The sequence below is a fragment of the Vibrio sp. YYF0003 genome (assembly GCF_036350715.1).
Lineage (GTDB): Bacteria > Pseudomonadota > Gammaproteobacteria > Enterobacterales > Vibrionaceae > Vibrio > Vibrio natriegens.
This window is the reverse complement of sequence record NZ_JAZDWA010000007.1, coordinates 36,699-50,390: the sequence shown is the minus strand read 5'-3', so window position 1 is coordinate 50,390 and position 13,692 is coordinate 36,699. Positions and strand designations below refer to the sequence as shown.

The window sequence follows — 13,692 nt, the reverse complement described above, 5'->3', positions numbered from 1 at the left end:
GCCTCCCACTGGAGGCGTTTTTTATTCCGCTTACTTCTAAGTCTCAGGCTCTTCGTGTGTTTCCGCAGGCACTTGTTGGGATGCTTTAACCTGCACGATGCGGTTACTTTTCATCAGCAGTACTTCAAATCGCCAGTTCTGGTACTCGATGATTTCTCCTTGAGCAGGCACACGATCTATTAACCAAGTAAGGAAGCCGTTTAGGGTCTGAAAACCTTCGCTTTCTTCTCCTTCAATGTTGCTCAGCTGGAGTTTGTTTTTGAGTTCATTTAATGGGATGAGTGCGTCCATCAGCCAACTGCCGTCTTTTTGCTGTTTGGCCCATATGTGCTGAGGCTCCATACCCAGCTCTCCGGCGATTGACTTGAGTAAGTCATAGAAGGTTACTAACCCTTGAACATCACCATATTCGTCGACGATAAATACCATCTCGGTACTGGTTTGTTGCATATAGTTCAGTAAAGGCAGCCCTTTCATCGACTCGGGTACAAAACGCGGTTGCTTTAGACGTTTATTAAGCCGTTCAATCGAGAGCTTGTCATATTCATCCAACAGCACTTTGGAAGAAATCGTACCGATGATGTTATCCAGTCCGCCTTTGCATATTGGCCAAACCGAGTGCTGGGTTTGTCGAAGGCTTTTTAGGGTTGCGTCAATGGGTAGTGTGGCGTCGAGGTAATGAATTTCAGAGCGAGGCGTCATTAACGAGAGTGCAAGGCGGTCGTTAAGATGGAGAAGATTTTGGATCATCAATTGTTCCTGAGGCTCTATAGCGCCAGATTCGGAACCTTCGCTGACGATGGCGACGATATCCTCTTCTGTGACGACCTCACTTTTACTCTCATTTTGCCCCAATATCCTGAGCAAGGTATCGGTGGTAACAGTCAAAAGAAAAACAAATGGTCGGGCTAAGTTGGCTAACCAATGAATTGGGTAAGCCACATTGATGGCAATCATTTCTGCATTATTTTGCGCGATACGTTTGGGTACCAATTCACCTATCACAATGGCGAAGTATGTGATCAACAAAACCACACTAAACGTGGCTACAAAGTTGGCAATCTCTTTTTCTACACCCTGACTCACTAACCATTGCCCTAAAGGAACGGAGAGTGTGGCTTCGCCAAAGATGCCGCTTAGTAGACCAATTACAGTGATGCCGATTTGGATCGTTGATAAAAACTGTGTCGGATTATTCTTGAGTTCCAAAGCCAGTGTTGCGCGTTTGCTGTTTTCTGCCATCGTTTTTAGACGGCTTGTTTTGGCTGCGACCAATGCAATTTCCGACATCGCAAAGACGCCATTGAGCGTAATTAAACCTATCAATCCTACTAGCAATAAAATATCCATGAAGCCTTCCAGTCATCCACACGTTAGTAGCATAGCGAGATTCCGGCTGAGTAAATGTGAAGTAGCGGATAAATCCCGTTTTCTTGCTAAGCTTATGTTTTATTTAAAGGGTAGAACTTCTCAGTACAGCTAAGCTGATTAATCACTCTGTTACTGATACACTACGCGCCCATTTCCTCCGTTGAGACGTTTCTATGCCATTTTCTAAGCTTGGTTTAAGCGCACCAATCACTGATGCAGTGATGGCGCTAGGTTATGAAAAACCGACTTCTATTCAGCAAAAAGCCATTCCGATTGTACTGCGCGGGAGTAACTTGATCGCAGCAGCGCAAACCGGTACCGGTAAAACAGCCAGCTTTGTATTACCAATCTTAGAGAAGCTCAGTCAGGGTGAAACGCAGCGTAAAAAACGTGCGCGTGCCATCATTCTTACGCCAACGCGTGAGCTAGCGCTTCAGGTACACCAAAGCATTGAAGCCTACGGTAAGAACCTGCCATTACGCTCAATGGCAATGTTTGGTGGCGTTGAATACGCACCGCAGAAGCAAGCATTGATCGAGGGCGTGGACATTGTAGTCAGTACGCCGGGTCGTCTGATTGACCTGTACGGTCAACGCTCGATTCACTTTGATGAAGTAGAAATGCTGGTCTTAGATGAAGCAGACAAGATGCTGGATATGGGCTTCATCGATGCAATAGATAAAATCGTTGATTGCATGCCAGAGGATGTGCAAAGCCTGCTGTTTTCCGCCACGCTTTCTAACCCAGTTCGTGACTTAGCCAAGAATGCGATTGTCGATCCTGAAGAGATTACCATTGCGAAACATAGTGCTTCTAAATCAAACATTAAGCAGTGGATTACAACCGTCGATAAAGACATGAAATCGTCATTGTTGAGCCACATGCTCAAAGAGAATGACTGGTCACAAGTTCTGATCTTTATCGAAACCAAACACGGCGCTGCGAAATTGGTCAGCCAGCTGGAGAAGCGTGGCATTGTTGCCGAAGCATTCCACAGTGGGCGTAATCAGCGTGTGCGTCAGGAGCTGATTGAGCAGTTTAAAGCCGGGGAGATCCAGTACCTGGTCGCGACAGGCGTTGCAGCTCGCGGTATCGATATCGATAATCTGCCAGTGGTTATTAACTACGACTTACCTTACCCGGCGGATGAATATGTACACCGAATTGGACGTACAGGTCGCGCTGGTGCGCAAGGTGAAGCGATTTCACTGGTATCAAAGGACGACTTCAAAAACTTATGCATGATTGAAAGCCGATTAGGCCACTTGCTTGAGCGTGTTGAAATTGACGGATTTGCACCAAGAAAACCAGTACCAATTTCTATTCTTAACTATGTGCCAAAGAATAAGCGCAAACCTCAGGAAGACCGTTCGCAATCTGATAAACGTCAGACGAGAGATTGATAGCAGGGTAAATACCTCTTGATAGTAAGCCGCATTTTAATGCGGCTTTTTTTATATTCTTGATCTTTAGATATCTATCTTTTGTTAAGCATAACGATGAAAAAAAACAAATCATGTCATACGCTTAACATTTGTAACCTAAGCTTGGTAAGGCTTTGGTTAATTTTCTGTCGTCTGGTTTGCACAGGGGAAAAAATAGGCGCAGAATTTTTCTCTTGCTACTAAATGCATAAAAGAGGCATAAATGAAAAAAGGTGATAAGCAATTCGCTGTTATCGGCCTTGGTCGATTTGGTTTGGCTGTATGTAAAGAGCTGCAAGATGCGGGCTCTCAAGTTTTAGCGGTAGATATTGACGAAGAAAAAGTAAGAGAAGTCGCTGGGTTTGTGAGTCAGGCTATCGTTGCAAACTGCACCCACGAAGAGACGGTCGCTGAGCTAAAACTCGATGATTACGATATGGTGATGATTGCGATTGGCACCGACGTTAACGCCAGTATTCTAGCCACCTTGATTGCGAAAGAGGCAGGGGTAAGATCGATTTGGGTAAAAGCGAACGACCGCTTTCAGGCCAGAGTCCTGCAAAAAATTGGGGCTGATCATGTCATCATGCCAGAGCGTGACATGGGGATTCGTGTTGCACGTAAAATGCTCGACAGGCGAGTGCTCGATTTCCATCCATTAGGCAGCGACTTGGCAATGACCGAGTTTGTGATTGGTTCTCGCTGGATGGGCAAAAAGCTAGGCGAGCTGTCTCTATGTCAGGTTGAAGGTGTGCAAGTTCTTGGCTTTAAACGTGGCCCAGAAATCACTAAAGCGCCCAGCATGGATGTGACCTTAGAAATTGGCGACCTTATGATTGTGGTTGGCCCAGAGGAAAAACTGGCCCGCACATTGAAGTCACTATGATGCATTTTCACCAAAAAGGCTTATTTTACGTCCCAGATAGCCAAAGGACAAAAGAGAAGGGCAGCGAGCCTCGGATTATCCTAATGAGTTTTCTCGGAGTGCTATTGCCCTCTGCGATACTTCTCACGCTTCCCGTCTTTTCTGTCAGCGGATTATCAATCACCGATGCTTTATTTACGGCGACTTCTGCGATCAGTGTAACGGGCCTCGGCGTTGTGGATACCGGTCAGCACTTCACGTTGGCGGGTAAAGTTCTCTTAATGTGCCTAATGCAAATTGGTGGATTAGGGCAAATGACTTTGTCTGCTGTGCTGCTCTATTTATTCGGTATGCGGTTGAGTTTACGTCAGCAAGCATTGGCCAAAGAAGCGCTCGGTCAGGATCGGCATGTTAACCTGCGTAATCTGATTAAAAAAATCATGGTATTTGCCCTAGTGGCAGAGACGCTGGGTTTTATCGTTCTGTCTTTTCGTTGGGTGCCGGAAATGGGCTGGCAGACCGGAATGTTCTACGCGTTGTTCCATTCAATTTCCGCATTTAATAACGCAGGCTTTGCCTTATTCTCAGATAGCATGACCCGATTTGTGAATGACCCTTTGGTGATCTTTACCCTTGCAGGGTTGTTCATTTTCGGTGGCTTAGGTTTTACTGTTGTCGGGGATATCTGGTTAAACTGGCGTAAAGGGTTTAACTCCTTCCATCTTCATACCCGAATCATGCTGATTGCGACGCCAGTACTATTGTTGGTGGGCACGTTACTGTTTTGGCTGTTAGAGCGAAGTAATCCGAATACGATGGAATCACTACCTTTGTCAGCGCAGTGGCTTGCGGCATTTTTCCAGTCGGCGAGTGCACGTACCGCTGGTTTTAATAGTGTTGATTTATCTCAGTTCTCTCAGCCAGCCTTACTCATAATGATTATTCTGATGCTGATTGGTGCTGGTTCTACCTCAACTGGCGGCGGGATTAAGGTTTCGACTTTTACCGTTGCTTTTTTGGCGACCTGGACTTTTTTACGCCAAAAGAAACACGTCGTGATATTCAAACGCACCGTCAACTGGCCAACTGTCACTAAGTCGCTCGCGATTATTGTGGTGAGCGGAGCAATACTGACAACCGCAATGTTCCTATTGATGATCACAGAGGATGCGGCGTTTGATAGAGTCATGTTTGAGACGATATCCGCCTTTGCCACAGTCGGCCTTAGCGCAGGTCTGACGGCAGAACTATCGGAACCGGGCAAATACATCATGATCGTGGTGATGATCATTGGCCGTATCGGTCCTTTGACTTTGGCTTATATGTTAGCTCGCCCAGAACCTACTCTGATTAAATACCCTGAAGATACGGTATTGACCGGTTGATTTATAAGAGAAACATCAGAACCTTGCTTTGATCGCTGTTTAAAAAGCAGCGATCTCCCATCTGGATCAAATACGAGGTCTGCCACGCAAATTTGTTTGTGAAATTTCGAACCTTTATGCCATCGTTTTCACCTTTCTGTACCATGCATTCGACAAATCTATATTAACGGCCGGACTTATCTTTCAGGCATAAGCTCCACCAATGGAAACTGTGACTATAGGCGTTGATGTAGCGTGCTGAAAGCGAATTGAGAACAAGGAGTCGTATTTTGAAATTCAACCTAGTTGCGTTAACCGTGTTATCTGCTTTACTGGCAGGAAAGAGTATGGCAACCACACCACCGTCACCTATCTGGCATGAAATCAAGTTAACTGACGGAACGTCAAGCGAAGCGATTTTAAGAGGGACCGCAGATTTTCACTGGTTTGAAGATAAGCAAGGTAACGCACTTATACAGAGAGACGGAGAGTGGTTTTTTGCGCAAGTTTTACGTGAATCAGACGCCCTAGAATTAGTGTCTACTGGTATAAAGAAAACGCAAACTTCTGTAGCGCCCGAATCTTCCAAGTCTCGACCAGATTTATCTATCCAGCCCCACCTTTCCTCATTACGAACCATGGAGCCTATGGCGCGTAAGAACCTATTACGTGCAGCTTCAGATACAAATGTAGTTTATAGGGCAATGAGTAGCTCTGGAGTGACGCAGCAACCTCTCTTAGTTGTCCAGGTTTCGTTTACTAATCAGGTTATGAAGCATGATTTTGAGCAACGAGTCTTCGATCAAAACGGGCAAAGTGTCGTTGACTACTATGACAAGAACTCTTTGGGGAAATATAAGGTTATCCCAGCGATTGAAAGCTACGGCACGGTGAACGATGGTGTGATTGACGTGACTGTACCACTTCGTCATCCAGATTGTCATGCCAGTACCAGCGATAGCCTTTGTACAGATAAAATGAACCTTGTGTTCGCAGAAGCGTATCGCAAGCTTGACCCATATATAGATTTGTCGAGTTACGATCGTGATCGGGATGGCACCGTGGATGCGACAGAGTTGTCGGTCATGTTTGTGTTTGCTGGTGGCGACCGTTCGACGGGAGTTCTAAACAAGCCGGCAATCTGGCCTCATAGGTACTTTCATAACGATGTTCAAATCGATGGCACGACTATTAAAGACTACTGCTTGTTTGCTGACTATCAGGCAACGCACCAATCTACCTTAGGGGTTATCGTTCATGAACTAGGGCACCTAATGCTCGGATTGCCTGATCTTTACGCTCGATACAGTAAGGCATCGATCGGTACCTGGGGCGTCATGGGTGCGGGCTCATGGGCGATGAAGCCCAGCGATTCTTATCCTGGTGAAACGCCAGTCAATATGACTGCATGGAGCAGGCATGCCGCTGGTTTTGTAGTACCGACGATTGCTCATCAAAGTAACATGCCTCACGGATTAACAGATGATGAAGTTAAGCTGGTCTACCTTGATCCATACCTCAAAGAATATGGTCCGCGAGTTTATTTAGAAAATCGAACTTTCAAAGATTATGACCAAGCTTTGGCGGCTGAAGGTGTACTTGCCATGTCTGTCAACATTCTCAATCAGTTCAATGGATTGGGGAATATGCAAGTTCAAGTGATGCAAGCGGATGGCAGAGGTGAATTGGAAAAGGGCGAACGAAGCGATCAAGGGGATTTATACCCAAATGGCGGCAGCGAGATTTCTGATTTCTCTAACCCAGGGTTGAATGTCATCACAGGGTTCGACACTGATGTTTCGATTTCAGATATTTCTAGCAGTGCAAATGGCGGTAGTTTTTTACTAACTAAACTGAATGACGCGAATAAATCGGCGTGGTTAAACACCTTCCATCAAGAATTCGTCTTCTCAAATGATGAAAATGTTCTCGCAGTGCTGCTTGATTTAAGTCGAGATACAGAGTTGGATGGATTACAGATCTATGCTAAGAAAAGTTCACCACAGCGCGATATGACCTTTCGCGTGTGGCGCTTCCCTAACGAGGGTAATAATGAATATAGCTTGGTATTGAATCAACAAAATGCGGAACTATTGCAACAAGGTAGTTTCAAGAAGTCATCTCGGATTCTATTTCCGCACGCGACACAGTTAAGTGCTGGTCAACATATTATTGTGGTTGAAATTGAAGGCGGTGAATTCGAAGAAAGCTTCAACTTTAGCCGCTTATTGGATATGGAGAAAGCAACTCAACCCAAGATGTGGGTTGGCAAGAGCAGTGAGCAGTATTCTGAAGGTTTGCTTGAGTCTAGCTTCTCAACGGTTCCGTTTGCTGTATTGCTGAACTACGAAAACGCTAAGATTGTTGAAGCACAGCCAGATATTTACCTGACGGATAAGAACACAATATTGTCACTGAACTTGATGTCTAACGACGTCGTTGCTTCCGACTACCAGTTTGAGGTTGAGGTATTTCAACAGCCTGTCCACGGCACCATTACAGACAATCAGTACCAACCTGATCATAACTTTGTCGGATTTGACAGCTTCCAATACCGCTTGGTGTCGGCAGATGGCTCGCTCGCTTCTTCTACAGTCAATGTTTCGATTGAAGTAATAGGGTTCAATGCGGCCCCAAATGCTGTTATCGATGTCATTAGCACCGAGTTGAAAGCTGGGAACCGTGTATCGTTATCAGCAGCTAACAGCAGTGACCCCGATGGTGACGCTTTGACTTATCAGTGGAAGCAGGTTGCTGGCGATACTCTATCTTTGAGTAAGCCAAGTGATGTGACTGCCAGTTTCGAGATTCCTAAGGGAGCTAAAGCAGGGGACGTTTTCACATTCCAACTGACGGTGACCGATGTGAGTGCAGCTTTATCTATCGCTTTGGTCGAGCTTGAAGTTCAAAACAGCGCACCGATTGCCTCAGCTGATGCGGTGACGGTAGCGGTGAATGAACGCATTGTGATCGACGTACTGGCGAATGACACCGATATGAACGGCGACAGCCTTGTGGTTCAAGGTGTGGACAACGTTTCAGGTATTGGTTCAGCGTATGTTGAAAATGGTAAGGTGACTTATCAGGCCCCAGATAGCGCAGCTGATACTGTCACGTTGGAGTACGTGATTTCTGATGGTACAGGCGCGACAGCAAAAGGTGCAATAAGCGTTGAAGTTGTCGCATCCAGTAGTAATAAAGGTAAGAGCTCAGGTGGCGGCGGAAGTGTCGGTAACTGGTCACTTCTGTTACTTGCGCTGTTAGGTTGGAGACGTCGTCACTAATACCAATTTCGTTTTAGACGTAAGCCACTCACTTCGAGTGGCTTATTTGTTTTCGAGCGATAGAAGCCATAAATACCCATGTTTAATTCATGGCTGAATGGTGATTGGGATCGGACGTATACTGACTAGTAGTTAGTCTTTTTAGATAAGGAACCCAATATGTCCATTTGGCAAGGGGTCAATTTCACCCATCGTTACAGCCAACTGCCTTCGGCATTTTTCACTTTCATAGAGCCACAACCGTTATTGAACACTCAATGGGTGGTTTGGAATGGTGATTTTGCCCAGCAGTTTGGTTTGCCCCCTATAGCCGATGAAAAGTTGCTTGAGGTGTTTTCTGGCCAAGCAAACTTTGATGAATTTCGTCCACTAGCGATGAAATATGCAGGGCATCAGTTCGGTACTTACAATCCGGATTTAGGCGATGGTCGAGGGTTGTTACTGGCTGAAATTCAGCGACAGGATGGTACGTGGTTTGATATCCACCTAAAAGGCGCAGGTCTTACGCCGTATTCGCGCATGGGTGATGGCAGAGCAGTACTGCGTTCGACAATTCGTGAGTATTTGTGCAGTGAAGCCATGCAAGGACTCGGGATACCGACTACCCGTGCGCTGGGTATGATGGTCAGCGATACGCCGGTTTACCGTGAAAAAACGGAAAACGGCGCGATGTTAATTCGTATGGCGGAAACTCATATTCGATTCGGTCACTTTGAGCACTTCTTTTACACCAATCAACTGGCAGAGCAGAAGCTGTTGGCGGATAAGGTCATAGAATGGCACCTGCCTGACTGTGCTCAAGCCGAAAAACCATACGCTGCGATGTTTGCCAATATTGTGGAGAAAACGGCGGACATGATTGCGAAATGGCAAGCGTTTGGCTTTGCCCACGGCGTTATGAACACCGACAACATGTCTATCCTTGGTCAAACTTTCGATTATGGACCATTTGGATTTTTGGATGACTACGATCCTGGCTATATCTGTAATCATTCCGACTATCAGGGGCGTTATGCGTTTGACCAGCAGCCGCGAGTTGCACTTTGGAACCTTTCGGCACTGGCGCACGCGTTATCTCCGCTGGTGGAGCGTACAGATTTAGAAGCCGCACTTGGCCAGTTTGAGGTTCGTTTAAGCCAGCAATTTAGTCGCTTGATGCGCAGTAAGCTTGGTTTAAAAAACAGAATCGATGAAGATTCGCGCTTGTTTGAATCTATGTTTGAGTTACTCAATCAGAACAAAACAGACTACACGCGCTTTTTTAGAACGCTATCTAACTTAGACAAAAAGTCGCCTCAAGATGTGATTGATTTGTTTATTGATCGTGAAGCAGCCCAAGCGTGGTTGGATCTTTATCTGGCACGATGCGAGTTAGAAGTCGATGAGCTAGGCAAACCAGTCACCACAGAACAGCGTTGTGAACAAATGCGTCGTGCGAATCCGAAGTACATTCTTCGTAACTACTTGGCCCAACTAGCAATAGATAAAGCCGAAGAAGGCGATTTCAGTGAAGTCAATCGGTTGGCCGCACTACTGCGTCACCCTTACGATTCTCAGCCGGAGTTTGAAGAGTACGCGAAATTGCCACCAGAGTGGGGCAAAAAAATGGAAATAAGCTGCTCATCATAAGGGATTTATTTTAGTGGTTTGTTAATAAGATGTGACATTTATCCGCGACAGGTTCAAAGTATTTATAAATTATCGCTGAATATGAATTCTGGTACCGATTACACTTGCTCTGAACTATAAGTGATACATTGGATGGAAGAATGTCAGCTAGAATTCTGGTCGTAGATGATGATCAAGAAATTTGTGAATTGCTACAGGAGTACCTGACGAAACAAGGATATATCGTCAGTGCCGTGAATGATGGTGAGCAAATGCACCTTCACATTGAGCAACATGGGTACCCTGACCTTATTTTGCTCGATGTGATGTTACCTGGTGAAGATGGTTTTTCTTTATGTCAGGCGGTTCGTCGGCATTCGTCTACACCAATCATTATGTTGACCGCAGTTTCAGATGACACCGACCAGATCATCGGCTTAGAAATCGGCGCTGATGATTATCTCGCCAAGCCATTTAATCCGCGTCATCTTAATGCGCGCATTAAAGCCGTATTGCGCCGAGTTAAAGTGACCAAAGAAGAGCAAGTCAGCCCTTTAACAGCCAAGCCTATTCGTTTTGGTGACTGGCTGTTGGACACTTTGTCACACAGAATAACCCACCAAGAAACCCAACAATCGCACGATTTATCCGGCAGTGATTTTTCGCTGTTGATGCTTTTTCTAAAACGTCCGAATCAAATAATAGACCGAGATACGATCTCAGTAGAGACGCGAGGTCGGGAAGCGTTACCCTTTGAACGAGGCATCGATGTTCAGCTCAGCCGTTTGCGTCAACGTCTCGGTGAAAGCACCAAATATCCACATTACATAAAGACGATGCGAGGCAACGGTTACTTACTCGCTGTGCCAGTCAGTTATGAACAATAAATGGTGGCGTTTTCTCAGGCGATTTAAGCCTAATTCACTGGTTAATCGTACATTAGGCTTAACGTTATTAGCTGTTATCTTGGCACAAGGCGTAGCAACAACCATTTGGTATTCCGAGTCAAAACAGAAAGAGCTGGCTGGGATTCGCGATGCGTCTCAAAGCATGGCGAATATGTTTTCCTCAACGGTGACTTTCTTCCAATCGTTACCAGTTGGCTATCGACACATTGTGCTCGACCAGATTCGCAATATGGGCGGAACGCGGTTTTTTGTGTCATTTAACAGAGAACGACTGATAGTTGAACCGATCAAAGATACTCCGCTTAAGTTGGCTTCTCTCGAAGCGATAGAAGAGGTGCTGAATAAGAAGCTTCCCAAAGTAGACACAATTTTGGTCGACTTCTCGTTGCCAGAAAACTTACGTTTGCTGAAAAACGATATCTATTTGAGCGATTTACCCAAGTCGTGGGCACATCACACCCTAACGTTGAGCCCAATCGATCCTCCGGTGTTAGTTGTGCAGCTCGAACTTGCCAAAGATGAGTGGCTCTATATCGCCGCTTTGCTGCCAGCCCCTTACGTCAATCTAGACGATACCTTAATTGAGCGAGAGCAGATCCTGTTTCTGATTTTTTCTACCACGATTTTATTGGTTCTCACTTATTTGCTGATGAAAAGGCAGGTGAAGCCGTTAAAGCGATTGGCAAAAGCCGCCAATGAAATGAGTATGAACGTAGAGCAGGCTCCGCTACAAGAAGAGGGCGCTAGTGAGCTGGTCACCGCCACACGAGCATTTAATCGGATGCAGCAGCGAATTCGTCATTATATTTCTGATAGGGAACAATTGTTTTCTTCAATCTCCCACGATTTAAAAACGCCCATTACCCGTCTAAGGCTGCGCGCTGAGCTGTTGGAAAGTGATATCAAACGTGAAAAATTTAACCGTGATCTTGATGATCTGGAAATGATGGTGAAAGGGGCACTTCAGACCGTAAGAGATACAGAGTTGCATGAAAATACGGTCAATGTTGACCTGAATGACGTCATTACTAGCGTGATTGAGCCTTATAATCAGCAACAAACACGGGTGACGTTTTCGCCTAGTCCCATTACATCAATCGTTGCAAAGCCATTGGCGATAAAACGCGTTATCGGCAACTTGGTTGATAATGCGGTGAAATATGGGGAAAAAGCGGAAATAACCCTCACCAACTTTGATGGCCGGGTCAAAATTGAGATTTGTGATCAGGGGCCGGGCATTCCAGAAGATCAGCTCGACATGGTATTCGAGCCGTACTATCGGTTGGCTGATGATGATCAGGGCCACGGGTTAGGGCTTGGGATTTGCCGTAATATTCTCCACGGTCATGGCGGAGATCTCATAATTGACAACTTGCCTAGTCGCGGGTTACGTGTTCAAGTGTTTGTTTAATATCAATTAAAATTTTAATGTAACATGATTGTTACGTTAAAGTTACGCTTTGTTTCAATCAAAATTTTCTCGTTGGATAGACTGACTTTAGTTCAAGTATGAACGCTTGAGGTCATCGAGTCGTCGACCTGAATGTCTAATCCAATACACGGAAGATAATAATGAAACTAAATAAAACCCTACTAACTCTTTCTCTGCTCTCTGCGGCAAACATGGCTAACGCGGGTGAAGTCGAAGTGCTTCACTGGTGGACGGCTGGTGGTGAAGCAAAATCTGCGGCTGTTCTGAAACAAATGTTAGAAGAACAAAATCATACCTGGAAAGACTTTGCAGTCGCTGGTGGTGGTGGCGAGTCAGCGATGACCGTGCTTAAAACTCGCGCGGTATCTGGCAATCCTCCATCGGCGGCTCAAATCAAAGGACACGATATTCAGGAGTGGGGCAGCTTAGGTTTCCTTACTTCACTGGAAAGTACGGCGAAGCAGGAAAAGTGGGATGACCTACTACCGTCTGTTGTCACTAAAGTGATGAAGTACAAAGATGAGTATGTGGCTGTACCGGTTAACGTTCACCGTGTTAACTGGCTGTGGGCAAACCCGGAAGTGCTGAAAAAATCAGGTGTAGAACTTCCAACAACGCTGGACGAGTTTTTTGCTGCGGCAGACAAAATTAAAGCGGCCGGCTTTATCCCACTTGCTCATGGTGGGCAGCCTTGGCAAGACGCGACCGTGTTCGAAGCCGTCGCACTGGACGTGCTGGGAAGTGAAGACTACAACAAAGCGTTTGTAGACCTAGATATGGGCGTATTGTCTGGCGATAAAATGGTCGAAGTCTTCACCAAGTTTAAGAAGATCCACGACTACATTGACGCTAACTCACCAGGGCGTGACTGGAACGTTGCGACCTCGATGGTGATTAACGGTGAAGCGGCTATGCAGATCATGGGTGACTGGGCGAAAGGTGAATTTACTGCGGCGGGTAAAGTGCCGGGTAAAGACTACATTTGTGCGCCTGCGCCAGGCACTGACGGTCAATTTACGTTCAACATTGATAGCTTTGCTTTCTTTGAACTCAGCAACGAAGAGAACAAGAAGGCACAGCAAGACTTAGCTCGTACTATTCTGACCAAAGAGTTCCAGGAAGTCTTTAACCTGAACAAAGGCTCCATTCCAGTTCGTCTTGATATGGATATGGCGAAATTTGACCAATGTGCTCTGGACTCAATGGAAACCTTCAAAGCCAGTGCGCAGTCCGGTGATTTAGTGCCGAGTATGGCACACGGCCTGTCGACCACAAGCTATGCACAAGGTGCAATCTATGACGTTGTGACCAACTTCTTCAACGACGACAATGCGGATCCGAAACAAGCAGCACAAAAGCTAGCGAAAGCAGTGAAAGCCGCTATCTAATCCATTGACAGATCACACCCTAAAGGGCGTACAGGCTTGTAGGGAGCC

The 13,692-nt window shown here is 45.9% G+C and carries 9 protein-coding genes; 8 read left to right on the top strand and 1 reads right to left on the bottom strand.

Annotation, left to right across the window (positions count from 1 at the left end):
- Positions 1-36 precede the first annotated feature (36 nt).
- Positions 37-1,350, bottom strand: a complete 1,314-nt coding sequence (locus V1U08_RS18700) for a hemolysin family protein (RefSeq protein WP_330471226.1) — start codon at positions 1,348-1,350, stop codon at positions 37-39.
- 194 nt (positions 1,351-1,544) lie between these two features.
- Between V1U08_RS18700 and V1U08_RS18695 the strand changes: the two genes are divergently transcribed.
- The 8 genes from V1U08_RS18695 (at position 1,545) to V1U08_RS18660 (ending at position 13,644) form a co-directional block, all read left to right on the top strand.
- Complete coding sequence (locus V1U08_RS18695; protein WP_243976337.1) at positions 1,545-2,774, top strand: DEAD/DEAH box helicase; 1,230 nt, start codon at positions 1,545-1,547, stop codon at positions 2,772-2,774.
- Between the two features lie 244 nt (positions 2,775-3,018).
- A complete protein-coding gene (locus V1U08_RS18690) occupies positions 3,019-3,681 on the top strand; it encodes a potassium channel family protein (protein ID WP_014231202.1) in 663 nt (220 codons plus the stop codon).
- A complete protein-coding gene (locus V1U08_RS18685; protein WP_065296532.1) occupies positions 3,678-5,045 on the top strand; it encodes a TrkH family potassium uptake protein in 1,368 nt (455 codons plus the stop codon). The genes V1U08_RS18690 and V1U08_RS18685 overlap by 4 nt, the downstream gene beginning before the upstream one ends.
- A gap of 269 nt (positions 5,046-5,314) precedes the next feature.
- Positions 5,315-8,308: a M6 family metalloprotease domain-containing protein gene (locus V1U08_RS18680; protein WP_330471225.1), complete on the top strand. Its 2,994-nt coding sequence runs from the start codon at positions 5,315-5,317 to the stop codon at positions 8,306-8,308.
- A 159-nt stretch (positions 8,309-8,467) separates the two neighbouring features.
- Positions 8,468-9,937 (top strand): protein adenylyltransferase SelO, encoded by a 1,470-nt coding sequence (locus V1U08_RS18675; protein ID WP_330471224.1) that lies wholly within the window; start codon positions 8,468-8,470, stop codon positions 9,935-9,937.
- A gap of 140 nt (positions 9,938-10,077) precedes the next feature.
- Complete coding sequence (locus V1U08_RS18670) at positions 10,078-10,803, top strand: response regulator (protein ID WP_020336132.1); 726 nt, start codon at positions 10,078-10,080, stop codon at positions 10,801-10,803.
- The gene (locus V1U08_RS18665; RefSeq protein WP_330471223.1) at positions 10,793-12,235 is read left to right on the top strand and encodes an ATP-binding protein; all 1,443 of its coding nucleotides are present in this window, start codon (positions 10,793-10,795) and stop codon (positions 12,233-12,235) included. Before V1U08_RS18670 ends, V1U08_RS18665 begins: the two co-directional genes overlap by 11 nt.
- Positions 12,236-12,396: 161 nt before the next feature.
- Complete coding sequence (locus V1U08_RS18660; protein WP_330471222.1) at positions 12,397-13,644, top strand: ABC transporter substrate-binding protein; 1,248 nt, start codon at positions 12,397-12,399, stop codon at positions 13,642-13,644.
- Positions 13,645-13,692: the final 48 nt, after the last annotated feature.

What these genes read in the sequence shown, in the direction of transcription:
- V1U08_RS18700 (WP_330471226.1), bottom strand. Translation starts at nt 1,350, where the DNA reads ATGGATATTTTATTGCTAGTAGGATTGATAGGTTTAATTACGCTCAAT.
- V1U08_RS18695 (WP_243976337.1), top strand. Translation starts at nt 1,545, where the DNA reads ATGCCATTTTCTAAGCTTGGTTTAAGCGCACCAATCACTGATGCAGTG.
- V1U08_RS18690 (WP_014231202.1), top strand. Translation starts at nt 3,019, where the DNA reads ATGAAAAAAGGTGATAAGCAATTCGCTGTTATCGGCCTTGGTCGATTT.
- V1U08_RS18685 (WP_065296532.1), top strand. Translation starts at nt 3,678, where the DNA reads ATGATGCATTTTCACCAAAAAGGCTTATTTTACGTCCCAGATAGCCAA.
- V1U08_RS18675 (WP_330471224.1), top strand. Translation starts at nt 8,468, where the DNA reads ATGTCCATTTGGCAAGGGGTCAATTTCACCCATCGTTACAGCCAACTG.
- V1U08_RS18670 (WP_020336132.1), top strand. Translation starts at nt 10,078, where the DNA reads ATGTCAGCTAGAATTCTGGTCGTAGATGATGATCAAGAAATTTGTGAA.
- V1U08_RS18665 (WP_330471223.1), top strand. Translation starts at nt 10,793, where the DNA reads ATGAACAATAAATGGTGGCGTTTTCTCAGGCGATTTAAGCCTAATTCA.
- V1U08_RS18660 (WP_330471222.1), top strand. Translation starts at nt 12,397, where the DNA reads ATGAAACTAAATAAAACCCTACTAACTCTTTCTCTGCTCTCTGCGGCA.